This window comes from Rhizobium sp. AC44/96 (assembly GCF_001692185.1).
GTDB lineage: Bacteria > Pseudomonadota > Alphaproteobacteria > Rhizobiales > Rhizobiaceae > Rhizobium.
This window is the reverse complement of record NZ_LXKO01000016.1, coordinates 26,475-50,179: the sequence shown is the minus strand read 5'-3', so window position 1 is coordinate 50,179 and position 23,705 is coordinate 26,475. Positions and strand designations below refer to the sequence as shown.

The following is a 23,705-nucleotide window of genomic DNA, read 5'->3' as shown; positions in this document are numbered from 1 at the left end:
CGTCTGCAAGCCGCCATCGACTTCGCGGGTCACCTGAGCCTTGCCATCCCCGATTTCGATCTTCGAGGCGAAGGTCGCCTGGGCGGAGCCGAGAAGGGCTGCTAGCATCTGGCCGGTCTGGTTCGAGTCGTCATCGATCGCCTGCTTGCCGACGATCACAAGACCCGGCTGCTCGGCGTCAGCGACACCCTTGAGGATCTTGGCAACCGCCAGCGGTTCGACGGCATCGTCGGTCTCGACGAGGATCGCACGGTCGGCGCCCATGGCGAGTGCTGTGCGCAGCGTCTCCTCGGCCTTGGCAGGACCGATCGACACCACCACAACTTCCTCGGCCTTGCCGGCTTCCTTCAGCCGCAGCGCCTCTTCCACCGAGATCTCGTCGAACGGGTTCATCGACATCTTGACGTTCGCAAGCTCAACGCCTGTGCCATCGGCCTTCACGCGGATCTTCACGTTGTAATCAACCACCCGCTTCACGGGGACGAGGATTTTCATGGGGGTCCTTCCTTCAACTCTTTCGCCAAGAAAATGCGCGCTTCGGCGCCGCTCCGATTGTCGAATGGCGACATGGATACGCGTTTTTCCTCCAAACACAACGCTTCCATGACGCAGACAGGCAGATTGCATCCGTAAATATATTACGTTTACGTACGCGTCAATTAAGCGGTTGTCGCTTGTCCCATGGCAGCCGCGGCCGAGGTGGCTGGCCGGCTACGGCGACCATAATGGGATTGCCTGTCGGCCGGTCCCTGACTGCCCGTGGCGTCACCACCTCGCGGTCGAACAGCGGGACGCCACTGCGGCGCATGACTAGGATCAGAACGCCGCCGGCAAGGATGCCGCCGACATGCGCACCCCAGGACACGCCGCCATCGGGTTCGAGCACGAGCATGGTGAACTGCTGGCCGATCCACAGCAGCAGCGGCACGAAAGCCGGCAGCGGCAAGGGGATGCGCATGAAAACCAGCACCCAGACCCTCACTCTCGGATGCAGCACCAGATATGCCGTCACCACGCCTGAAATGGCGCCAGAGGCGCCGATCAACGGCGCTTGCGAGCTTGTGCCTGCAAGCCCGTGGCACAAGGCGCCGGCAACCGCGCATAGGAGATAGAAGATGAGGAAACGAACATGCCCCATCGCATCCTCGACATTGTCGCCGAAGACCCAGAGGAAGAGCATGTTCGAGGCGAGATGCCAGAAGCCGGCATGAAAGAAGGCATAGGTGATGTAGGTCAGCGGTTCCGGGACCAGCTCCAGCTGCGGCGGCAGGACAGCATGGTCAAAGGCGACGGCCGGGATGTAGCCGAGGCCGAGGAAGGTCGCCTGCGACACCTGTTCGCTGGCGATGACCCCGGTGAATAGCCAGGCTGCGACATTGACGGCGATCAGTCCCAGGGTCACCCACTGAAGCTTGATGTGCTTCAGCGTATTGGCATCATGCAGCGGTATGAACATGCAGACGGGTTCCCTCTGGTCCGGACGCCGAGCCTATCTGTTTTTTCCTGGCACCCAAAGCACATCCGCAAGGCCGCGGTCATTGGCGTGGCGGGCGGCGACGAACAGGAAATCCGACAGCCGGTTGACGTATTTCAGCGCCGCCTCGCTGACGATCTCGCCCTTGGTGCGACCCAGCGTCACCATCAGCCGTTCCGCCCGGCGCGTAATCGTGCGGGCGAGATGGAGATGAGCGGCAGCCGAATGGCCGCCCGGCAGCACGAAGGACTTCAGCGGCTGAAGATCGGCATTCAACTGGTCGATATCGGTTTCGATGCGCGCCACCTGCGTTTCGACGATGCGGAGCGGTTCATATTCGGGCTTCTCGCCGGTGCCGGGGGTCGCGAGATCGGCGCCGAGATCGAACAGGTCATTCTGGATCGACATCAGCATCGTGTCGAGGATGGGCATCCCCTGCATGTGCAGCCGCGCCACGCCGATGGCCGAATTCGCTTCGTCGATCGTGCCGTAGGCTTCGACGCGCAGGTCATCCTTCTGGCGGCGCGGACCTGAAACGAGGGCAGTCGTGCCGTCGTCGCCTGTTTTGGTGTAGATCTTGTTGAGTTTGACCATACTTCCCCCTTCTTTGTCTCAGGTCGGGCGGCCGCCGCCCGTCAGCCAGAGCGTCAGCATGATGAGGATAACCGCGATTGCCTGTAACAGCACGCGAAGCTGCATCAGCTTGTTCGACGTATTCGCATCCCCGCCTTTCATCATGTTGAAAAGACCACGGACCAGCACGATGGCGACAAGGCCCATGACAATGATCGCGAGAACGTAGGTGACGGTAGACATGTCGTTGGCTTTCCTGATCAGTCCACCCAGCGCATCAGGCGGTAGAAGAGATCGGCAGGCAGCAGCCTCTTCAATACCAGACCCTGCTTTGCCGGCGTGGTTACGGGGTAATGTGGTTTCGGATTGTGTGAGTTCAATGCGTGCTTGAGGACGGCATAGACGGCCTCGGGGCCGAGCTTGTGGCGATTGGGACCAGCCGATCCATCCAGGCGTGCAAGCTGCCGGCGATAGTCCGAGGCATGCACGGAATTTCTGACATCGATATTCTCGTTGATCTTTGCCAACGCGTTGGCCGTGAAGCGCGAGGTAATCGGGCCGGGTTCGATCAGGCTGACGTGGATGCCGCTGCCCTGGAGCTCCATCCGTAGCGTGACGCTCAGGCCCTCGAGGGCAAACTTCGATGCCGTGTAGGCGCCGCGATAACGATAGGGCACGACGCCGAGGATGGACGAGCACTGGACAATGCGACCCAGCCCGCGCTTGCGCATCAAGGGAATGATCTGGCGGGTCAATTCGTGCCAGCCGAAGACGTTTGTTTCGAACTGGGCACGCAGGACGTCGGTCCTCAGATCCTCGACCGCGCCGGGTTGACCGTAGGCGCCGTTGTTGAAGAGCGCGTCGATACGGCCGCCGCTTGCCGCCGTTACATCCCGCACGAAGTCCGAGATCGAATCGGTGTTGCTATAGTCCATCCGGAAGGCCTCGATGCCGTCGGCTTCAAGAGGCGCCAGATCGTCGAACTTGCGCACCGTCGCGAAGACGCGCCAGCCATCTGCCTTCAATGCACGCGCGCAATAGGCACCGATCCCGGAAGAGCATCCGGTAACGATGATAGTGCGCTGATCCGCCATCGAATGATTCCTGTACAAACTGGGACTCGTTTCCCATATTCGCACGGGCGACACAATGAGGAATGCCTGGAGTGGTAATACCGAAAATATTTCGCATCTTCTATGATGTAGCCTACGATGCGATCTGCCACTTCATCGAGGATGACGGGTTCGCCATGGCAAGCCATGTCGCCCTGTCGAGCTTGCTTGCCGTCTTTCCTTTTCTCATCTTCGGTACCGCACTTGCGAGCTTCCTCGGTGCCGATCAATTTTCCTCCACCGCGATCCATCTTGTCTTCGATACGTGGCCTGAAGCGATCGCCAAGCCACTGGCCGATCAGGTGCTGCAGGTCTTGACGATCCCACGCGGCGGACTGCTGACGGTTTCTGTTCTGGCGGCGGCTTACTTCGCATCGAACGGCGTGGAAGCGCTTAGGATATCGCTCAATCGCGCCTATCGCGTCCAGGAGACGCGGCCATGGTACTTCACCCGCTTGGCCAGCCTCGGCTACGTGCTCATTGCCGTGATCATTTTTGCGGCCATCAGTATCCTGCTTGTCGCCGTGCCGCTGGCGCTCGACTATGCCCGCCGGTTGTTCCCGGTTTTTGCTGAAACGCTGGATACGCTGTTCAACTGGCGAATCTATACGACCCTAATTGTGTTGACGGTCGGTCTCTTCGTTGCCCATCTTTGGTTGCCAGCTGGCCGGCGGCGGGTCTTCGATGTAGTGCCTGGCGTGCTGCTGACACTTGTTCTCTGGTTCCTCGGTGCATTGATCTTCGCGTATTATCTGGCGACCTTTGCGAACTATACGGCGACCTATGCGGGCCTGGCGTCGGTGATGATCGTGCTGATCTTTCTCTACATGGTCGGTGTCATCTTCATCATCGGCGCCGAGACGAATGCTGCGCTGATGAAGTTTCGCGTGCGTGCGATCTTCTCTCACAATTTCCTCAGCGGTAACGGACAGAAGGTATCAAAGACCGATGAGGTGGCGAATATCCGCCACTGACTGACCTCTGTTGCGCAGTTCGGCAAGGCCAGTGTCTCCGTCGCTCTTCGAGAGCTTTCGACCTGCGCTGTCGGCCACCAGCCGATGGTGGTGATAGACTGGAGCCGGCAGGTCCATGAGGGTTTGCAGCAGGCGGTGCACTGCCGTTGCCTGGAACAGGTCGAGCCCGCGCACCACATGCGTCACGTCCTGCAGCGCATCGTCGATCACCACAGAGAGGTGATAGCTCGACGGAGCGTCCGATCGCGACAGCACGACATCACCCCATGCCGACGGTTCCGCAACGATCTCGCCGCGGTCGCCATCGCCTGTTTCCGTCCAGGAGAGCGGGGTGTCGACCTGAGAAAGGGCTTTTGCCATATCCAGGCGCCAGGCATGCTTGATGCCGGAGGCAATCATCTCTCGGCGCTCGCCTTCGGAACGATCGCGGTCATCGACAGGGTAGAGCGGAGACCCGTCCGGATCGCGCGGCCAGGGTCCGCTTTCCCTCTCGAAGGCGGCGACACGGGCCTTGACCTCGCCGCGCGTCAGAAAGGACGGGTAGGCAAGTCCCCGATCGATCAATTTTGAAAGAGCAGCCTGATACTCCGCGAAATGCTCCGACTGCCGTCGCGGCGGTTTTTCCCAATCGACACCGAGCCATTCGAGATCGGTGTAGATGCCCGCTTCGAATTCGGGTGTGCAGCGCGCCAGATCTATGTCTTCGATGCGTAACAGGAAGCGCCCCCCGGAGGCGTCGGCCATGTCGCGATTGAGAAAGGCGGAGAGGGCATGGCCAAGATGCAGCGGGCCGTTGGGGCTCGGCGCGAAACGAAACACGGGTTTTTGACGGGGAATCGCGATCATGCTTTCTTCTGCCACGGATTCGGAACGATCGCGAGGAAACGTGCAGATCATTCGCAATGAGGAAGATGTGCGTGCCGGGCTCGAGGAACTCCTTCGGCTTGACCCGCGTCTTGTGCCGATCGCTGCCGAAGCCGGTCCGCTTCCGCTGCGGTTGCGTGAGCCGGGGTTCGAGGGGCTCGCGCATATCATCGTCTCGCAAATGGTGTCGCGCGCCAGCGCCGAGGCGATCTGGCGGCGTATGCGGCCTAGCACCGAGATCTTGACCGCGGAGAGCTACGTTGCGCTTCACCCGGAGGCATGGCGGGAGTTTGGCCTGTCGCGGGCGAAGGCCGAAACATTGTCGCGGATTGCGGCGGCGGCTGCATCAGGCTCCCTCGACCTGCCTGCTTTGTCTGGGATGCCGCCCAGCCAGGCGCTTTCGGAATTGACTGCGCTGAAGGGTGTCGGCCCCTGGACCGCAGAGGTCTATCTGATGTTCTGCGGGGGACACGCCGACGTTTTCCCATCGGGCGATGTCGCTCTGCAGAACGCGGTTGCTGCGGCATTCGGTCTCGCCGAACGGCCGACGGCCAGAGCACTTGCGGAATTGGCGGAGACCTGGACGCCTTGGCGCTCGGTCGCGGCCCGGCTTTTCTGGGCTTATTATGCCGTAAAACTCGGCCGTGGTCTGCTGCCGGTCGCCTGATCGGCAACAGTTTCCGGCTGAGCGCCGGGGGGCGAATTTATTAGACTTCACAATGCCGTCACAAGCGGCCTAATATAAGGGGGCAGATGCCGAATCGATCAGGAGAGTCCCTTGACGATTGCAGTCTCCCCCCAGGCCCTGCCAGCACTCGTTCTGAATGCTGACTATAGGCCGCTGAGTTATTATCCCTTGTCGCTCTGGTCCTGGCAGGACGCGATCAAGGCGGTTTTTCTTGACCGTGTAAACATCATCGCAGAGTACGAACATTCGGTCTCGTCGCCGAGCTTTTCGATGCGCCTTCCAAGCGTCGTATGCCTGAAAACCTATGTTCAGCCTTCGCGCAATCCTGCGTTCACGCGTTTCAACGTGTTCCTGCGGGACAGGTTCGAGTGTCAGTATTGCGGTGAGCATAACGACCTCACCTTCGACCACGTCATCCCGCGCGCTCATGGCGGCGAGACGACCTGGGAGAATGTCGTGGCGGCCTGTTCGCCCTGCAATCTCAGGAAGGGCAGCAAGCTACCGAAGCAGGCAGGCATGTTCCCACACCAGAAGCCGTATCAGCCGACCGTGCAGGACCTGCATAACAATGGCAGGCTCTTCCCGCCCAACTATCTGCACGATAGCTGGCTCGACTATCTCTACTGGGATAGCGAACTGCAGCCCTGATCAATCCCCGATGCTCGTGGTGATCAAGCCGACTTGCGGACGCCGATAAAGGCGAATGCTGCAAGCACGATGCTTGCGATCACGTTCCAGCCGGCAAAGGACAGGCCGAGAACGCGCAGCGCCGCATCCGTGCAGGATGGGCCCTTGATGCTGTTGAGCTCGCCCAGCAGATCGCCCGCGTTCTGGGTCATGCTGCCTGCCGTGGTCGAGCACGTTGCCGGTCCTACCCAGAATTGCCACTCCACGCCCGCGTGATAGACGCCCATGCCGGCGCCGACGACCATCAGGATACCGGCTGCCAGCAGGAACGCACGCGCGATCCAGTTCGGCAGGCCGACTGCGGAGGCTACGGCGCCGAGGAGGGCGACTGGGATCCCGTAATAGTAGGGCTGGCGCTGCAGCAGGCAGAGCGCGCAGGGAATGTAGCCGCCGATGTACTGGAAGCCGAGTGCCGTGCCGACGACCACCGCCATGGCAAGCGCCATCAGGAGCGAATAGACGAAGGCCGGGCGACCGAGGGAGAAGGAAGCAGTCATGGGGAGGCTCCGCGCGCGAATGGCTCAGTGGGCAAGGAATTTGTAGGCAATGCCGAGCGCGATCGCGACGGCGGCGACAACGCCGGCAACCTGGCCGAGGCGTTTTTCGATGAAATGGCGGATCGGTTCGCCATAACGACGCAGCAGCCATGCCAGGAAGAGGAAGCGGGCGCCACGGGCGACGATTGCCGAGATGACGAAGAAACCGAGATTCATGTGAATGACGCCGGCAAGGATCGTCACGACCTTGATCGGCGGCAGATGCGCCAGCCCCGAGGTCACCAACAGCAGCAGCAGGATTTCCCACTCGTCGTGGATATACATGCGCAATTGCTCGAAGGCATCGAGCTTGCCGTAGAATTCGAGAACCGGTCGGGCAATGGCGTCATAGGCGTAGTAGCCGAGCGCCCAGCCGGCGATACCGCCGAGAACGGAGGCGACGGTGGCCACAAGCGCGTAGCGATAGGCGCGCTCCGGTTTTGCAAGTGCCATCGGCAGGAAAAGAACGTCGGCCGGAACCAGAAAGATGGAACTTTCGACGAAGGCGATAACGGCGAGCCAGACTTCGGCCGATTTACGGGCGGCGAGCGACATGGTCCAGTCGTACAGTCTGCGAAGCATTCCGATCCTTTCCGATTGATGCATGAGCTTTATGGGGCGCGCATCCGCCTGTAAATGCTTGCTGTGTCGTTCATGCGGCGGGTCAGCGAAAAATTCTTCGTGATCAGGTGGCGATCCGGCAGCGGCGCGTCACGACGCGATGCCGGATGGCTGGCTGTGTCTTTGGCGCATGACGTTCATCTCGGTTCGCTCGCGGGCCATTTCGCTGACCGCCTGGCGCAGGATCGGATGCTTTGCCGTGAACATGTTGAAGTCGCGGCGTTCCAGAACGAAAAACTGGCAGAAGTCGACGGCAACCACGTCCGCCGTGCGACGCCCGCCGGTCAGCAATGCCATTTCCCCGAAGAAGGCGCCCGGCTCCAGCCTGATCGGCTCTCCTGCAACTTGCACTTCCACGGCGCCCGAAGACAGGAAGTACATCCCGTCGCCGCGGTCGCCCTTGCGCATCACGCGCTCGCCCGGCAGAGCCGATTTCGGCCGGAAGAGCAGCAGCAATTCTTCCTGCGAATTCTCGTCCACCATGGCAAACAGCGGGAAGGTCTCGGTCAGTTCCTGAATTTCCAATTGATGCTGGCGTTCGCGCGCCTCGGTTATTGCGCGAATCTTGTCGAGTTCGCGGTTTAGAACTTCGAGGCGGCGATGACCGTAGCGAGCGTAGAAACCCGCCCAGCGGTGATGAATATAGTCATGCAGCGCTTCGGCGCCGGTGCACACGAGCGGATTGAGCGTGATCGAAATGATCGCCGCGGCTAGAATGACGTCCTGGCCGTCGTGCGGCAGCAACCCGAGGGAGACGCCGAGGCCAGCGAGGATGAAAGAGAACTCGCCAATCTGCGCAAGGCCGCCTGCGACCGTCAGGCCCATGCCGATGGGATATCGAAGCAGGGCCACCACGACGAACGAGATGATGGCCTTGCCAAAAATGATCAGGAGAAGGGCTGCGACGACAGCCATCGGCTGGCGCACCAGAATCGATGGATCGAACAGCATGCCGACCGAGACGAAGAACAACACCGAGAAGGCATTCTGCAGCGGCAGGGAGTCAGCGGCGGCCCTGTGGCTCAGATTGGATTCGCTCATGACGACGCCGGCAAAGAAGGCGCCGAGTGCGAAGGAGACGCCGAAGATCTGTGCGGAGCCGAAGGCGATGCCGAGCGCAATCGCCAGGACGGTCAAGGTGAAGAGCTCGCGTGATCCTGTTCTTGCGACCGACGTCAGCAGCCAGGGGACAACCTTCGGTCCCAGGAAGATCGCCATGACGGCGAATGCGCCGACCTTGAGGAAGGTCAGCGCGACCGTCAGCGCCAGCGGCATGCCGGTGCCGTGCGCGGCGCCTTCGGCCGCGTGACCGCCAAGGACTTCCGCAAGTGCCGGCAAGAGCACCAGGGCAAGCACCATCACCAGGTCCTCGACAATCAGCCAGCCGACGGCGACGCGGCCGCTTGCCGAGTCCAGCAGGTTGTGTTCCTCGAGTGCCTTGAGCAGCACGACGGTGCTCGCAACCGAAAGGCAGAGGCCGAAAACGATGCCAGCGCCCAGGCTCCAGCCCCACAATTCCGCGAGACCGATGCCGAAGATCGTCGCAACAACAATCTGAGCGATCGCTCCAGGAACGGCAACGCCGCGGACCGCAAGCAAATCGGCGGTCGAAAAATGCAGCCCGACGCCAAACATCAGCAGGATGACGCCCATCTCCGCCAACTGGCTGGCCAGGCCCGCATCCGCGACAAAGCCGGGAGTCATTGGTCCCATGGCGATGCCAGCTATGAGATAGCCCACCAGTGGCGGCAGCCTCACCCGATCCGCGATGTAGCCGAACACTGCCGCGCAGACAAAGCTGACGGCCACGGTGGCGATAAGCGTAACTTCCTGATGCACGTCCGCCCTTTCCCTCTTGGCGGTTTCACTTTGACCGAAGCGAGAGCGAAATTGAACCGCTGATTTTGCAATCAGCAGACGTTTAGATGTGTCAATTAAGTACACCTAATAGAGGGGTTGAGAATATAGATCCCTTGAGGCTCAATTCATGAGGCTCACTCACGATCTGCAAAGGTCGCGTGCGGACCGGGGATGCAAGATGGGCTTCTTCCGGAGAACACGATGCCAGACACTCTGAACGAGACAGTCGTACAGCCGAAAGGCAATTTTCTGCCTGCATTGTGGTCCAGCTTGTGGTCCAAGGGCAATCCGGGGGAATCGGGGGAACACAGGATCGCCATTCTCGACGGCTGGAGGGCGCTCAGCATCCTGCTTGTGCTTGCCGGTCATTTGCTCCCCTTGGGACCGAAGTCCTGGAACGGCAACGCGTCGGCCGCTTCCGCCGGCATGGTTCTATTTTTCACACTTTCGGGTTTTCTTATCACGAGGTTCTTGCTGGCGCGGGCGGATGTGCCCGACTTCCTGCTCAGGCGCACATTCCGCATCCTGCCCCTGGCGTGGCTTACGATCACGGTGCTGACGCTGGTCGGTGGGGCGGATCTGACGACTTTCCTCGCCAACTTTCTGTTTGTTGCCAATCTTCCACCCCAGCATCTGCTGGACGGCGGCGGGCACTTGTGGAGCCTCTGCGTCGAGATGCAGTTCTACGTGGCGGTCGCTTTACTTGTCGCCTTGCTTGGCCGGCGCGGGCTCTATCTGCTGCCGTTGGTATGCCTGGCTGTGACGACGCTGCGCGTTTTGACGGGTACGCATCTTGATATCGTGACATGGTTCAGAGTTGACGAAATTCTGGCGGGCGCAACGCTTGCGCTTGCCTACCCCCGGCTGAGCGAGATGAGTTGGCCGAGGAGACTGCCCAGCGTAACGCCAATCATCCTGCTGGCGCTGCTTTTTGCGTCGTCCCATCCAGCAATGGGGGCGCTGAATTATTTCAGGCCCTATGTCTCTGCCGCAGTTGTTGGCACATCCTTCTTCGCGTTTCCGACATGCATGTACCATCTCTTTACGTCACGGGCGGCGGTCTACGTGGCACAGACTTCCTATGCCGTCTACGTGATTCATGGGGTCCTGGGTTCGACATGGCTTGGCACCGGCGACACGCTGGTGCGCTATCTAAAGCGTCCACTATTGATTCTGATCACCTTCCTTGCCGCTCACATCTCCACATTCTATTTCGAGCATCCGATGATCGACTTCGGGAAGAGAATCGGTCGGAGGAGACTGGAGCGGCGGCAAGCACGGCTGGTTGCGCAATAGGCCCAGCCAGCGGCCGCGCGGCGACATGTCTTAGTTAATAGCGACGCTCCGCCATAGGGCGTATGGTCGCTTCATCGGTCGGCATTCAGTGGCGATGACCGCTTGGGAGTTGCGTGCTTCTGCCTTAGAGAGCGGAGCGGTGACCATGACCAGAATATCTCACCATATTTTCTTTACAGACGACGTCCACGTCGTGTTCGAGGCGCTTTCGGAATGGTGTTTCCTACACAAGAAGGCGCCGAACAGCCTCGAAGGCTGCCAGGCAGCCTCGACGCTCTTTGATCTCTTCCAGGATGGCTACGGGACAAAGGATGCCCTTCTGGCTGCGATTGAGCGCATCCGCGCTTCGGCAAAGCCGAACATGTCTCAATAGAGCGAGACGAGACCACCTCTGTTCGCAGGCAGCAATGTTCTTATCAGCCGGTGATATCAAGCGTCGGAGGTGGGTGGTGCCCCATGCCGGAGTCGAACCAGCACTTCTTTCGAAACTCGATTTTGAGTCGAGCGCGTCTACCAATTCCGCCAATGGGGCAACGGATACCGACGAGGCGGGTGTCTAGCATGCGTTCGCCCGGGCACGCAAGACCACGGGCGACGTTATCGGGCTGATTTAACGGGGCTTCCGACCGAAAGAATGCGGCCGGAAGAGTACCGTTCAGTGGGCGGCGGCTGGTGCCGTTGTCGCCAGGCCCGGTTTCTTCAGCGTTATCGCCAGGATTGAAGCCAGCAGGCAGAATGCGCCGGCGATGAAGAAGGCAGGCAGGTAGCTCTGCAATTCCGTGCGCGACAGGCCGGCACCATAGGCGGCGGTGGCCGCACCTAGCTGATGGCCGGTGAAGATCCAGCCAAAGACGATGCCCGCGCGTTCGCGTCCGAAGCGGTCGGCAGCGATCTTGACGGTGGGCGGCACGGTCGCAATCCAGTCCAGCCCATAGAAGACCGCGAAGATAGACAGGCCATAGAAGCTGAAGTCGCTGAAGGGCAGGAAGAGCAGCGAAAGACCGCGCAGGCCGTAGTACCAGAAGAGTAGCCAGCGATTGTCGAAACGGTCGGAAAGCCAGCCGGAACCGATCGTGCCGAAGAAATCGAAGATGCCCATGACGGCGAGCACGCTGGCTGCCGCCACGGGCAGGATACCGAAATCGCCGCAGAGTGTCACGAAGTGGGTCTGGATGAGGCCGTTGGTGCTCAGCCCGCAAATGAAAAAGGTGGCGAACAGGATCCAGAAGGTGGAGGTCTTCGAGACGTCCTTGAGCACGGTGATCGGCGTGGCCAGCATCGCCAACAAGCCGGATTGCGCCGGAGGCGGCGGGGAAACCTGTTCCTCACCGAAGGACGGCAGGTTGAGATCGGACGGGCGATCGCGCATGAAGGCCAGGACGACAAGGGCCGCAAACAGGATCATGCCGCAGACGAAGAATACCGTGGTGCGCCAGCCATAGGTTTCTGTCAGCTGCGCCATCAATGGCAGGAATACGAGCTGGCCGGTGGCGGAGCTGGCAGACAGCATGCCGACAACCAGACCCCGGTGCTTGGTGAACCAGCGTGCCGAGACGGTTGCGGCCAGCACCATTGCCGTCAAGCCGGTGCCGAGCCCGACTACGACGCCCCAAAGCAGCAGCAACTGCCAGATCTCGGTCATAAACAGGGAACCGACGAAGCCGCTGGAAATCAGGATCATGGCAAAAACGATGACCTTGCGGACGCCGAAATAGTTCATGAAGGCGGCCGAGAAGGGGCCCATCAGGCCGAAGAGCACCAGGCGGACGGCCAATGCCGAGGAAATCTGCGAGGTTTCCCAGCCGAATTCATCCTGCAGCGGCTTGATAAGAACGCCAGGCGCCCCCATCGCACCTGCCGTGACCAGCATGGTGACGAAGGTCGCAGCGACGACAACCCATCCGTAATGAATGTTGCGCCGCGCGAGCGAGGAGGCAAGGGCAGTGGAGACCATTGTGCTGTTCCGTCTTGGGTTGCCGGGGAGGTCAATATTTACATGATGAGCATCATCATTGTTGATTATTGATGATGGACGTCATATAAATTGTCAAGAAGCTATTTTGCGGAGAACCAGATGCGGGTGAGCCGAGAGAAATTTGCCGAAAACCGCGAGAAGATCCTGGCTGTTGCCGGCGTGCTTTTTCGCGAAAGGGGTTTCGAGGGCACCGGTGTCGCCGAGATCATGAAGGCGGCGGGGCTGACGCATGGCGGCTTCTATGGGCATTTCGAATCGAAGGAAGACTTGGCGCTCGAGGTGAGCCGCAAACTGATTGAGAGGGTCAAGATTCGGTGGGGTGAACTCATTGCAGCAGCCCCGGACCGACCGCTTGAGGCGCTGCTCGATCATTATCTCTCACGCTGTAGCGTCGATGATCCGGGCGGCAGCTGCGTTTTCGCCTCGCTGGTCCAGGAGGTCAGCCGCAGCCATGGAGCGGTGCGCGAGACCTTCAATGACGGCCTTTCCGACCTTGTCGAAATTCTGTCCGATATCGTGCCGGGATCGACATCGGAAGAACGTCGCGACAAAGGATTCACGACGCTGTCTTCGATGATGGGCGCCGTCATTCTGGCGCGTGCGGTTGAAAGCCGCGAACTCTCCGACAGCTTCCTGTTCACGGCAAAGGCTGCCCTCTCGCCGCGGCGAAGTAGACGATAACGGACGTCCTGACCTTATTTGAAGCCTTCGACGCGATGTGGGACGTAAGGCTCCTCAAGCGCGGCCACATCCTCCGGGCTGAGCTTCAGCGCCAAGGCGGCAACGGCATCGGTCAAATGACCCGGCTTAGAGGCGCCGATGATCGGCGCGGTGACCACATTTTTCTGTAGGACCCAGGCTGCCGCGACCTGGGCGCGCGGCAGGCCGTACTTGGCAGCGAGACGCCCGACGACTTCAATGATCGCGCGATCGGCGTCGTGAGCCTGCTTGTACAGCGTCTTGCCGAATTCGTCGCTTTCGCTGCGTTCCGTCTTTTCATCCCAGTCACGCGTCAGGCGACCGCGCGCGAGCGGGCTCCAGGGGATGACGGCGATCTTCTGGTCGGCGCAGAAGGGCAGCATTTCGCGCTCCTCTTCGCGGTAGAGCAGGTTCAGGTGGTCCTGCATGCTCACGAATTCTGTCCAGCCATTTGCCCTTGATGTGTAGAGCATCTTGGCAAACTGCCAAGCGTACATCGAGGAGGCGCCGATGTAGCGTGCCTTGCCGGCTTTCACGACGTCATGAAGCGCTTCGAGCGTTTCTTCGATCGGCGTCGTGTAGTCAAAGCGGTGGATCTGGTAGAGGTCGACATAGTCCGTTCCCAGCCGGCGCAGGCTGTTGTCGATCTCGTCGAATATGGCCTTTCGGGAAAGCCCTGCGCCATTCGGTCCCGGTCGCATGCGGTTGAAGACCTTCGTGGCGAGCACGATGTCCTCACGCCTCGAGAAATCCCTGATCGCGCGGCCGACGATTTCCTCCGACGAGCCGTCGGAATAGGTGTTCGCCGTGTCGAGGAAGTTGATGCCGAGTTCGATGGCCTGGCGGATCAGCAGCCGACTGTCTTCCTCTGCAAGTGTCCAGCTGTGGGTGCCGCGGTTCGGATCGCCGAAGGTCATGCAGCCGAGGCAGATCTTCGACACTTCCATGCCGGTGTTTCCAAATTTGACGTAATCCATGAAATCGCTCCTACCGAAACCGCAAGCTCCCAAGCTGGCCAATGGTATCTAGGGCGACTGACAGGGAAATGGCAGGCGATAAGCCGAGGTTTTCGCGTCTGCGAGAACAGCAGGCGCCCTCTCCCCGGTGTCGGCTTGCGCAAACGGCATCCAGGGTGTTAGCTGGTGCAGCATTTGTTGGATCATGTCGATGAAACTGCCACCGCGGGATCGCTATGAGGACCTCTATCGCGATTTCGCGTGGTCCATCCCGGACGATTTCAATATTGGCCGCGCCGTCAGCGACGAGTGGGCGGCTCGCGCGCCAGACCGTGTCTGCCTTGAGCATTTCAGCCCCGATGGCCACCATCTGTCGATGACGTATCGCGAGTTGGCGGCGCGGTCGTCGTCGCTGGCCAATGCGCTTGTGTCGTTGGGTTTACGGCGAGGCGACCGTATCGCGTTGCTCCTTCCGCAGTCATTCGAGACGGTGATCGGGCATGTCGCCATCTACAAGATGGGCGCGATCGCGCTGCCGCTGGCTCTGCTGTTCGGGGTTGAGGCGCTCGAATATCGGCTGAAGACGGCGGGTGCAGCCGGGATCATCACAAACGCCTTTGGCCTGGAACGACTTAGCGAGATCCGTGCTCGGCTTCCGGATCTGAAGTCGGTGATCACGGTCGATGGAGAGACAGGGAGAACATTGTCGTTTTCCTCGCTGGTGGACGAGCATCCCCAGGAATTCGAAACCGTTCACACAGGGCCGGACGATCCGGCGTTGATGATCTTCACGTCGGGCACCACCGGCGCGCCGAAAGGGGCGCTGCATGGACACAGGGTTCTGGCAGGGCACATTCCAGGAATGCAATTCGCCCATGAAGGCTTTCCGCAGGCCGGCGACAAGGTCTGGACGCCGTCTGACTGGGCATGGGCGGGCGGCTTGCTGAACGCGCTGCTGCCCAGCCTCCTGCTCGGCGTCCCGGTCGTCTCCTCGCCAGCGCAGAAATTCGATGCCGATATGGCATATCGGATCATGGCCGAGATGAAGGTTCGAAACGGCTTTATCCCGCCAACGGCGCTGCGGCTCTTGAAGTCGGTTCCAGATCCAAGGGCGAAATACGATCTTGTGCTTCGCACGATCGGTTCCGCGGGCGAATCTCTCGGCGCCGAAACCTACGAATGGGTGAAGAAGACACTCGACATCCGTGTCAACGAATTCTACGGCCAGACGGAGTGCAACTTCGTCCTGTCATCAAGCGCCGCGCATGACGTGAGCAGAGCCGGCGCGATCGGAAAGGCTGTTCCCGGGCACCGCGTTGCAATCGTCAATGAACTCGGCGAGGAGTTGCCGGTGGGCGAAGCAGGACAGATCGCGGTCAAACGACCGGATCCCGTGATGTTCCTGGGATACTGGGGGGACGCCGCGGCAACCGAACGCAAGTTTGCCAATGACTGGCTACTGACCGGCGACCTCGGACGACAGGACGCCGAGGGTTTCGTCACCTTTCTCGGGCGCGACGACGACGTCATCACGTCATCGGGATATCGGATCGGTCCTGCCGAGATCGAGGATTGCCTGACGGGACACCCGGCGGTGCAGCTCGCGGCGGCGATCGGCAAGCCGGATCCGCTTCGCACCGAAATCGTCAAAGCCTATATCGTGCTCGTGCCGGGCTTTAAAGCCAGCCAGACGCTCGCCGGCGAGATCAGCGCGTGGGTGAAGACGCGGCTTTCGATGCATGAATATCCACGCGAAGTCGAATTCGTCGATGAGCTGCCGCTGACGACGACGGGCAAGGTTATCCGACGTCTTCTGAGGCAAAGAGCTGCGGCCGAAGCGCTTATCCCCGACCCGCAAGCGACATGATTTTCTGACGCAGCATCTTTGCCACGTTGCGGGTGCTCGTATACATGTGCAGCTGGGTGGCGACTTGCCGGACGTCGCGGTCGCCGTTCTGATCGAGGCCGATGATCAGCGTCCCCATTTCTTCCCGCTCCTGCCAGAAACGGCTCATGATCGGGTGGTTGGGAACCGCGCAGGAATCGGATCGGACGATGTTGGCATCGTCGAGGTGCCATTCCGTCAATTCCGCCATCAGCAGCTTGCCCGGAGAATACCGGCCATAGGCCTCGTCATAGGCGGTTTTCCAGGTGTACGCCTCGCCGCCCATCATCAGCACGACGGTTGCGGCAATCGCCTTGCCGTTCAGGTCGATGCTGTGAATGCGCACGGCGTCGGCGGCGGCAAGATTGGAAATCGCCTCGCGGGCGAAGGCCGTGTGGTAGCGGTCGGTGACCAGGGCGCTGCGTCGCTTGCCCTTCCAGCCGCCGGCCTCAAGCGCCAGAAACTCCTCGAAGCGACGGTGGACCTCGCGCGCCTGGCGGGCGACGCTGTAGACGACGGTTCCCTGTTCTTCCAGCAGGCGCCACTGGCGGCGCATCTCGCGCATGTGTGAGGCGGAAACGGCTTTGCCCAGGTAGACCGTGGCGTCTTCATCGCTTTGAAGCATCGGGCGCTGATAGGGGTTGGCGATCGTGATCGGCAGGTTGCGGCTGATGGCAACCGCCCGGATCATCCGTGCGAAAACGCTGTCCAGTCTCAGGTCCGGGATGACCAGGATTTTGGGTAGGCGGAGATCGCCGCTGATCAATCCGTCGAGCAGGTTGTCGAGCGTTTCGGCCGCGTCCTCCGCATCGATCAACGGCGTTCCCAGTGGCGCGAAGCTGTTCGACCAAACACGGATGATCGACGGACCAACGGCAAAGCCTGGCTTTTCCACCGAGAACGGCATCAAGAAGCGCATGCGACTGCGTCTGCCGTTCTGGTCGCGCATCAGCGCGAAGTTCACCTGCCGGTCATCGAGGCGCGGCATTGCTGGCGCAAGGAAGCGGCCGGTGAAAAAGACGTTCGGCTCCAGCGCGCGGTTGGAGAGAAAGTCGAGCTCGTCCTGGAGTTCGTATCCAAGCTTGCCGGAGTAGAGGCACAGCTCTCGTCCCGGCCGGCCGACATTGACGCGCGCATCAGCCTGCGGTGCGTCGAACTCCAACGCCGCGAGTTCGTGGACCATCCGGTTCGCCATCGCATCGGTCGTCTCGGTAGCAGGAGGAGTACGCACCATTCTATCAGGCTTTCATGTTTTTGCAGGCCGCGTCCGCGTCAGCGAATGCGAACAGAGTAATGCCGAGCGCACGGCGCACGGCGATATGAAGAAGTATGGCTTCCACGCCCATGGCGGAGGCGGTCGCGATAGCCGCGCCCTCGATGCCAAACCTTGGAATCAGGAGCACGTTCAGAAGGACGTTTGCCGTCAGCGCCCCGGCGTAGAGGATGACGCACATGTTCTGCTTGCCCGCCATCATCAGAAGAGTCTCGGCCGGGCCGACGAGCGCCTTGGCAAGGATGCCGGCGAGCAGGATCGCCATAAGAATATAGCCGGCTGTAAATGCGCCGCCGAACAGCGAAAGCAGCAGATGACCGGCGGCAAGCACGCAGAGCCCGACGCCGAGCGCCGGCCAGAAGGTCCATTTCGCAGCGTCGATTGCGGCCGCCGCGAGTTCGGGGCGCGTGCCTTCCGCGATGATGCTGGAGAAGCGCGGCCCGGATGCCGCCTTGACCGAAAAGTTGATGAAATGAACCAGCGCCATCGTCTTTGCCGCGGCGAAGTAGATCGCGACGTCGTGCGGCTCCAGGAAGATGCCGACGACCACGACATCAGAATTGGTCAACAGGAAGCCGACGCCCTCGATCAGGAAGATCGGAAAGGCGACGCTAAGCCAGGCGATGAAATCGATCTTGCGCGGGCCTTCATGGTAGTGACGCCGAAGCCGAAACAGGGTGGCGACGTACTGCCCAACGGCGGTCACGTAGGTTGCGACCAAGGCGGCCTGCATGGCTGTAACGGCGGTATGTTCTGCACCGAGGCCGATGGCGACCAGCATGAACAGGATAATCAGGATTGGTCGGATGATATAGACGGGGCTCAATGCCATGACGGGCCAGTGATTGGCGCGCGACGTGCCTTCCAGGATATCGCCGAGAGCGATCATCGGCATTGCAAGAAGCCCGAGGAAGATCGGGATGACGTAGTAGCTTTGGATGCTGCTGCCGAAAAGATAGAGCGCGACCATGCCGGTGCCGAGCACGACCGTGCCGGAGAGCAGTCCGAATATGCGCGCGGTTCCCGTCAATCCGCGAATTTCCTCGAAGGCGCCGGCCGCCTTGTATTGCGGCAGGAAGCGGATGATCGTCGTATGAAACCCCAGGCAGGAGAGGTCGCCGAACAGAATGATTAGAACCCAGACAAAGACGAAGATGCCGTATTCATACTCGCCCATCAGACGGGCAAGAACGATCTGCGAGAGAAAGGCAAGGGCAGCGCTGATAATGCGGATCGAGAATGCGGTGAGCGCCATGCGCTGGGCGGTGGCTTTTTCATCCCGCTGGGTCAGGAGGCTGGCCAAGGCGCGCAACAGCCGGCCGCCCGTGGGCTTCAACCCCGCAGGCAGCATCTTTTCCGCTGTCTCTATGACCGCCATCATGAACACGCAAAACTCTCTGGCAAATCGTGCTTAACTCTTGCCAGATCAGGGTTAAGAAACGGTGTGCCAAGGAGCGCCGGTCGATCGCAGCAGCGGCATGTTTCGCGAGCCTATCGGTTGGCGCGCGCCAGTGCGTGTTCGATCAAGCGGTCAATGACTTCGGCGTAGCTGACGCCACTCGCCGCCATCGCCTTGGAATACATGCTGATGTCGGTGAAGCCGGGGATCGTGTTGATTTCATTGACAACGAACGACATGTCCTCGGTGAGGAAGAAGTCAACGCGGGCCATGCCGTCGCAGCCGAGCGCCTTGAAGGCGAGGTTGGCTGTCTCGCGGATCTTATCCTCCACATCCTTGGGGAGCTGGGCCGGCACCCTCAATGACGCGCCGTCCTCATCGATATACTTTGCGTCATAGCTGTAGAAGCCATGATGGGCGGACGGCGCGATCTCGCCCGGCAGGGAGACAAACAGTTCACCGCTGGCACGTTCCAGCACGCTGCACTCGACCTCGCGTCCGCGAATAAACTCCTCGGCCAGCAGCTTGCGATCATACTTGAAGCCCTCTGCCAGAGCGGCGGTGAACTCCTCCTCGTTCGTCACCTTGCTGACGCCGACGGAGGAACCCTGGCGAGCGGGCTTGACGAAGAGCGGCAGGCCCAGCTTCGCGACAGCCTCCTCGAACGACGGGCTGTCAGGCTCCTCGATGCAGACGGATGTTGCGACTGGCATGCCCGCTTCTCGAAGCAGGCGCTTGGCAATGTCCTTGTCGATGGCGGTGGCCGATCCCAGTATGCCGCAGCCGGCGAGAGGGACGCGGGCGACCTCGGCCAGTCCCTGAACAGAACCATCCTCGCCATGCATTCCGTGCAGCACGGGAAAGAGAACGTCGATCGCCGATAACTCGGATGCTGCCCCGGTATCGGGAATGGCAAACAGACGCCCTCGTCCACCCGGGAGCAGGCTCAGCTGTGGCAGGCCGGGCGCGTTTCCTGCAGCCGACAGATCCATGTTCGCCGGTACCATCCGCCACTGTCCGTCCTTGGTCACGAAAATCGGGACCACATCGTATCTATCAGAATCAAGAGCGCGCACGACGTTGGTGGCGGACAGGATCGAGACGTCGTGCTCGGGAGAGCGACCGCCGAACAGAACTGCCACCCGCAGGCGTTTTTCGTTGCCTTGGTTTTTACCCTTGCTTTCGCCAGGCGTCGTGGCTGCCATCAATAGTCCCCTTGGATAATCTCGAACAGAAATCAGAGCGTCACGGCGATACCGCGATTGGCGAAGAAGCGGTCGAAGGTTGACGCGGGAAGCGTCACATTTGCCTTGCTATCCTGGTCATGCCCCGACGGATTATGGAATCGGATGGCGTCAGCCGTTGCGGCCGTTACCAGCACGAGATGGCCACCCTTCGACGGCGGCTGCCGATCGGGCCAACGGATCTGACTGTTCACCGACGCGATGAACACGGCCCGCTCTTCAAGGAGCGGCGCAATTCCCGCGGTCGGGATGTTGGTGATCGTCTTTGCCTTCAGGCCGAATGTTTCGGCGACGAAGGTCACGAATAGCGCATAGATCAAGCCCTTGATCGACTGATCCTCGTCGTTGGCGACATATCCGCCGAAGGCGGTGCAGGCTCGGGCGAGATCGACGGTTCGATGTGTCTCACCGCGCGCGGCCAGGATCATCTTCAGACATGCCATGCCGCAGATGTTGACCGCCCAGCGAGCGTATTCCTCAACGCTTTCGGCTCCGGACGCGCGCCATAGCGGATCGCGCAGGAGCGCCGACGATCCCTCACTCAGCACCGGGAGCGTCATCGCGGGTGTTTCCCACTGGCTGAAATACGGGAAGGTTGCGGCGGCAATAGTCACGAAGTTCCTCGGGATGAATCAGACGAGCCGGCAAGCTCCGCAAACAAAACGACGGATTTGCGGCCAGTTCATCGGTGAGCCTAGATGCCCGAGCCCATCAACGGAAAAAGCCCCGCGGCATCTCTGTCGCGGAGCTTTCGGTATCTCAGTGAAGTTTAGCCGGCGTCAGGCTTGCTCGAAAGCGCCGTGGCAGTGCTTGTACTTCTTGCCCGAACCGCAGGGGCAGGCTTCGTTGCGGCCAACGCGGCCCCAGCTTGCCGGATCGGTCGGGTTGCGGTTCTCAGGTGCGACGATGACTTCCGAGGCCTGGTAGACCGAGGCGAAATCGTCTTCGCCGGTATCAGGATCGAAGTGATGCGCTTGCATGAGCGGCGGTTCCGGCTCGGCCGGCGCCTGCTGCACAAGTTCGACGCGCATCAGCTGGGCGGTGACCGCCTGGCGCAGGTTGTTGAGCAGCGAGGTGAAGAGCTCGAATGCCTCGGACTTGTATTCCTGCAGCGGATCGCGCTGGGCGTAGCCGCGGAAACCGATGACGGAGCGCAGATGATCGAGGTTGACGATGTGCTCGCGCCAGAGGGCGTCCAGCGTCTGCATGAGGATCGAACGCTCGACATAGCGCATGATGTCGTCGCCAAAACGCTCGGCCTTTTCGGTAAAGGCGGCGTTGGACGCTTCCGTCAGGCGTTCGCGAATATCGTCTTCGCCGATGCCTTCTTCCTTGACCCAATCCTCAACCGGAAGGTCGAGGTTGAGCAGGGCCGTCGTCTGCTCCTTCAAGCCGGCAGCATCCCACTGTTCGGCGTAAGCGCGCTCCGGAATATGCTTGTCGACGAGGTCTTCGATGACCTCACGACGCATGTCGGAAACGGTTTCCGAGATATTGGCAGCTTCCATCAGCTCGAGACGCTGCTCGAAGATCACCTTGCGCTGATCGTTCAGAACGTCGTCGTACTTCAGGAGATTCTTGCGGATGTCGAAGTTGCGGGCTTCGACCTTCTTCTGCGCGCGCTCCAGAGCCTTGTTGATCCAGGGATGGACGATCGCCTCGCCTTCCTTGAGACCGAGCTTGGTCAGCATCGAATCCATGCGGTCGGAGCCGAAGATGCGCATCAGGTCGTCCTGAAGCGACAGGTAGAACTTCGAGCGGCCCGGGTCGCCCTGACGGCCGGAACGGCCGCGCAGCTGGTTGTCGATGCGGCGGCTTTCGTGGCGTTCGGTGGCGATAACGTAGAGGCCACCGGCGGCCAGCGCCTTTTCCTTGAGCTGCTTGATCTCTTCGCGGATCGCCTCGATCTTGGCGTCGCGCTCCGGACCTTCCTCGACTTCGCCAAGCTCGCGCTCGACACGCATGTCGAGGTTGCCGCCGAGCTGGATGTCGGTTCCGCGGCCCGCCATGTTGGTGGCGATGGTGACGGCGCCGGGCACGCCGGCCTGGGCAACGATATAGGCTTCCTGCTCGTGGTAGCGGGCGTTCAGAACCTGGAAGTTGTTGAAGCCCTGCTTGCGCATCAGGTCGGCGAGCAGTTCGGACTTTTCGATCGAGGTCGTACCGACCAGAACCGGCTGGCCGCGCTTCTGCGCATCCGCGATCTCGGCGATGATCGCCTTGTACTTCTCTTCGAAGGTCCGGTAGACCTCGTCGTCCTCGTCGATACGCTGGATCGGCAGGTTGGTCGGTACTTCGACGACGTCGAGACCGTAGATGTTGCCGAATTCTTCCGCTTCCGTCTGCGCGGTACCGGTCATGCCGCCGAGCTTGCCGTACATGCGGAAGTAGTTCTGGAAGGTGATCTGCGCCAGCGTCTGGTTCTCAGGCTGGATCTTCACATGTTCCTTGGCTTCCAGCGCCTGGTGCTGGCCTTCCGAATAACGGCGGCCCGGCATCATGCGGCCGGTGAACTCGTCGATGATGACGATCTCGTCGTTGCGGACGATGTAGTCCTTGTCGCGCTGGAAGAGCTTGTGGGCCTTCAGCGCGTTGTTGACGTGGTGGACGATCGCGACGTTTTCGATGTCGTAGAGCGCATTGCCCTTGAGCAGGCCGGCCTGGCGCAGCAGGTTTTCCAGCTTCTCGGTACCTTCTTCGGAGAAGTTGGCGGAGCGCTGCTTTTCATCGATTTCATAGTCGTCCGCCGACAGGAGCGGAATGAAGGCGTCGATGGTGTTGTAGAGGTCGGAGCGATCGTCCAGCGGGCCGGAGATGATCAGCGGCGTGCGGGCTTCGTCGACCAGGATCGAGTCAACTTCGTCGACGATAGCGAAGTTGTGGCCGCGCTGAACCATCTGGTTCTTTTCGTACTTCATGTTATCGCGCAGATAATCGAAGCCGAGCTCGTTGTTGGTCGCGTAGGTGATGTCGCAGGCATAAGCGGCGGCGCGTTCTTCATCGGAGAGACCGTGAATGATGACGCCGGTGGTCAGGCCGAGGAAGCTGTAGACCCGCCCCATCGTGCCCGCATCTCGCTGTGCCAGGTAGTCGTTGACGGTGACGACGTGCACGCCCTTGCCGGACAGTGCATTGAGATAGACCGGCAGTGTGGCCACCAGCGTCTTACCTTCACCGGTCTTCATTTCCGCAATCGCGTTCGAATGCAGGATCATGCCGCCGACGAGCTGTACGTCAAAAGGTCGCATGCCGAGGACGCGGCGCGATGCTTCGCGAACGACGGCGAAGGCCGGAACCAGAATGTCGTCCAGCGTCTTGCCTTCCGCGAGCAGCTTGCGGAACTCCACGGTCTGCGCGGCGAGCTGTTCGTCCGACAATGCGCGGGTTTTTTCCTCAATCGCATTGATTGCGGCGACGTTCGGCTGGAAGGACCGCACGCGGCGATCATTGGCAGAGCCAAATATTTTGCGGGCTATACCGCCAAAGCTGACCATATGACTGGTCCTTTCTCAAATACTTCCCCGGCTTTTCTTATCCGTGGCCCGGCCGAAATTCAGGCGCACGTCTCGAAACGCCAGGAAACTGTTCT

At 60.7% G+C, this 23,705-nt stretch carries 23 protein-coding genes and 1 tRNA gene; 7 read left to right on the top strand and 17 right to left on the bottom strand.

Going from position 1 to position 23,705, the window contains the following annotated elements:
- The 5 genes from A6U87_RS16445 to A6U87_RS16425 all read right to left on the bottom strand — a co-directional run.
- On the bottom strand, positions 1-495 hold a 495-nt coding region (locus A6U87_RS16445), incomplete at its 3' end, for an electron transfer flavoprotein subunit beta/FixA family protein (RefSeq protein WP_065692369.1).
- A gap of 160 nt (positions 496-655) precedes the next feature.
- A complete protein-coding gene (locus A6U87_RS16440) occupies positions 656-1,456 on the bottom strand; it encodes a rhomboid family intramembrane serine protease (RefSeq protein ID WP_065692368.1) in 801 nt (266 codons plus the stop codon).
- Between the two features lie 33 nt (positions 1,457-1,489).
- The gene (locus A6U87_RS16435; protein ID WP_065692367.1) at positions 1,490-2,068 is read right to left on the bottom strand and encodes a cob(I)yrinic acid a,c-diamide adenosyltransferase; all 579 of its coding nucleotides are present in this window, start codon (positions 2,066-2,068) and stop codon (positions 1,490-1,492) included.
- Between the two features lie 18 nt (positions 2,069-2,086).
- On the bottom strand, positions 2,087-2,290 hold the full coding sequence (locus A6U87_RS16430) for a twin transmembrane helix small protein (protein WP_065692366.1): 204 nt from the start codon (positions 2,288-2,290) through the stop codon (positions 2,087-2,089).
- 17 nt (positions 2,291-2,307) lie between these two features.
- Positions 2,308-3,141 carry an SDR family oxidoreductase gene (locus A6U87_RS16425; protein ID WP_065692365.1) on the bottom strand — a complete coding sequence of 278 codons (834 nt, stop codon included), beginning with the start codon at positions 3,139-3,141 and terminating at the stop codon, positions 2,308-2,310.
- A gap of 77 nt (positions 3,142-3,218) precedes the next feature.
- Between A6U87_RS16425 and A6U87_RS16420 the strand changes: the two genes are divergently transcribed.
- A complete protein-coding gene (locus tag A6U87_RS16420; RefSeq protein WP_065692373.1) occupies positions 3,219-4,133 on the top strand; it encodes a YihY/virulence factor BrkB family protein in 915 nt (304 codons plus the stop codon).
- On the opposite strand, the gene gluQRS is transcribed toward A6U87_RS16420, so the two are convergent.
- Positions 4,098-4,979: a tRNA glutamyl-Q(34) synthetase GluQRS gene (gluQRS, locus tag A6U87_RS16415; RefSeq protein ID WP_065692364.1), complete on the bottom strand. Its 882-nt coding sequence runs from the start codon at positions 4,977-4,979 to the stop codon at positions 4,098-4,100. The two genes, A6U87_RS16420 and gluQRS, sit on opposite strands and share 36 nt — an antisense overlap.
- On the opposite strand from gluQRS, the gene A6U87_RS16410 reads away from it, so the two are divergent.
- Positions 4,978-5,664, top strand: a complete 687-nt coding sequence (locus tag A6U87_RS16410; protein WP_065692363.1) for a DNA-3-methyladenine glycosylase — start codon at positions 4,978-4,980, stop codon at positions 5,662-5,664. The two genes, gluQRS and A6U87_RS16410, sit on opposite strands and share 2 nt — an antisense overlap.
- A 111-nt stretch (positions 5,665-5,775) precedes the next feature.
- A complete protein-coding gene (locus tag A6U87_RS16405; RefSeq protein WP_065692362.1) occupies positions 5,776-6,333 on the top strand; it encodes an HNH endonuclease in 558 nt (185 codons plus the stop codon).
- 23 nt (positions 6,334-6,356) lie between these two features.
- Here the strand turns inward: A6U87_RS16405 and A6U87_RS16400 are convergent, their stop codons facing one another.
- The 3 genes from A6U87_RS16400 to A6U87_RS16390 all read right to left on the bottom strand — a co-directional run bounded on the left by A6U87_RS16400 (position 6,357) and on the right by A6U87_RS16390 (position 9,368).
- Entirely contained in the window at positions 6,357-6,869 is a 513-nt protein-coding gene (locus A6U87_RS16400; protein WP_065692361.1) for a disulfide bond formation protein B, read from the bottom strand.
- A gap of 24 nt (positions 6,870-6,893) precedes the next feature.
- Complete coding sequence (locus A6U87_RS16395; protein WP_065692360.1) at positions 6,894-7,490, bottom strand: YqaA family protein; 597 nt, start codon at positions 7,488-7,490, stop codon at positions 6,894-6,896.
- 129 nt (positions 7,491-7,619) lie between these two features.
- The gene (locus A6U87_RS16390; RefSeq protein WP_065692359.1) at positions 7,620-9,368 is read right to left on the bottom strand and encodes a cation:proton antiporter; all 1,749 of its coding nucleotides are present in this window, start codon (positions 9,366-9,368) and stop codon (positions 7,620-7,622) included.
- Between the two features lie 222 nt (positions 9,369-9,590).
- Here A6U87_RS16390 and A6U87_RS16385 point away from each other — a divergent pair, with 222 nt between their 5' ends.
- On the top strand, positions 9,591-10,685 hold the full coding sequence (locus A6U87_RS16385) for an acyltransferase (protein WP_083199490.1): 1,095 nt from the start codon (positions 9,591-9,593) through the stop codon (positions 10,683-10,685).
- Positions 10,686-10,830: 145 nt separating this feature from the next.
- Positions 10,831-11,058 (top strand): hypothetical protein, encoded by a 228-nt coding sequence (locus A6U87_RS16380; protein WP_065692358.1) that lies wholly within the window; start codon positions 10,831-10,833, stop codon positions 11,056-11,058.
- Between the two features lie 74 nt (positions 11,059-11,132).
- On the opposite strand, the gene A6U87_RS16375 is transcribed toward A6U87_RS16380, so the two are convergent.
- Both A6U87_RS16375 and A6U87_RS16370 read right to left on the bottom strand, forming a co-directional pair.
- Positions 11,133-11,217: transfer RNA gene (locus A6U87_RS16375), tRNA-Leu, on the bottom strand.
- A gap of 123 nt (positions 11,218-11,340) precedes the next feature.
- Positions 11,341-12,639, bottom strand: coding sequence for an MFS transporter (locus A6U87_RS16370; RefSeq protein WP_065692357.1), 1,299 nt, complete (start codon positions 12,637-12,639; stop codon positions 11,341-11,343).
- A 120-nt stretch (positions 12,640-12,759) separates the two neighbouring features.
- On the opposite strand from A6U87_RS16370, the gene A6U87_RS16365 reads away from it, so the two are divergent.
- Complete coding sequence (locus A6U87_RS16365) at positions 12,760-13,341, top strand: TetR/AcrR family transcriptional regulator (RefSeq protein ID WP_065692356.1); 582 nt, start codon at positions 12,760-12,762, stop codon at positions 13,339-13,341.
- Between the two features lie 14 nt (positions 13,342-13,355).
- Here the strand turns inward: A6U87_RS16365 and A6U87_RS16360 are convergent, their stop codons facing one another.
- Positions 13,356-14,336: an aldo/keto reductase gene (locus tag A6U87_RS16360; RefSeq protein ID WP_065692355.1), complete on the bottom strand. Its 981-nt coding sequence runs from the start codon at positions 14,334-14,336 to the stop codon at positions 13,356-13,358.
- A gap of 190 nt (positions 14,337-14,526) precedes the next feature.
- On the opposite strand from A6U87_RS16360, the gene A6U87_RS16355 reads away from it, so the two are divergent.
- Complete coding sequence (locus A6U87_RS16355) at positions 14,527-16,182, top strand: AMP-binding protein (protein ID WP_065692354.1); 1,656 nt, start codon at positions 14,527-14,529, stop codon at positions 16,180-16,182.
- Here A6U87_RS16355 and A6U87_RS16350 read toward each other — a convergent pair.
- The 5 genes from A6U87_RS16350 to secA form a co-directional block, all read right to left on the bottom strand.
- Positions 16,157-17,434 carry a GNAT family N-acetyltransferase gene (locus A6U87_RS16350; protein ID WP_065692353.1) on the bottom strand — a complete coding sequence of 426 codons (1,278 nt, stop codon included), beginning with the start codon at positions 17,432-17,434 and terminating at the stop codon, positions 16,157-16,159. The genes A6U87_RS16355 and A6U87_RS16350 overlap by 26 nt on opposite strands.
- Before the next feature lie 4 nt (positions 17,435-17,438).
- Positions 17,439-18,851 carry a lipopolysaccharide biosynthesis protein gene (locus A6U87_RS16345; RefSeq protein WP_065692371.1) on the bottom strand — a complete coding sequence of 471 codons (1,413 nt, stop codon included), beginning with the start codon at positions 18,849-18,851 and terminating at the stop codon, positions 17,439-17,441.
- Positions 18,852-18,964: 113 nt separating this feature from the next.
- Entirely contained in the window at positions 18,965-20,077 is a 1,113-nt protein-coding gene (locus tag A6U87_RS16340; RefSeq protein WP_065692352.1) for a D-alanine--D-alanine ligase family protein, read from the bottom strand.
- A gap of 32 nt (positions 20,078-20,109) precedes the next feature.
- Complete coding sequence (locus A6U87_RS16335) at positions 20,110-20,724, bottom strand: C39 family peptidase (protein ID WP_275078409.1); 615 nt, start codon at positions 20,722-20,724, stop codon at positions 20,110-20,112.
- A 171-nt stretch (positions 20,725-20,895) separates the two neighbouring features.
- Positions 20,896-23,610, bottom strand: a complete 2,715-nt coding sequence (gene secA, locus A6U87_RS16330) for a preprotein translocase subunit SecA (protein ID WP_065692350.1) — start codon at positions 23,608-23,610, stop codon at positions 20,896-20,898.
- Positions 23,611-23,705 lie beyond the last annotated feature (95 nt).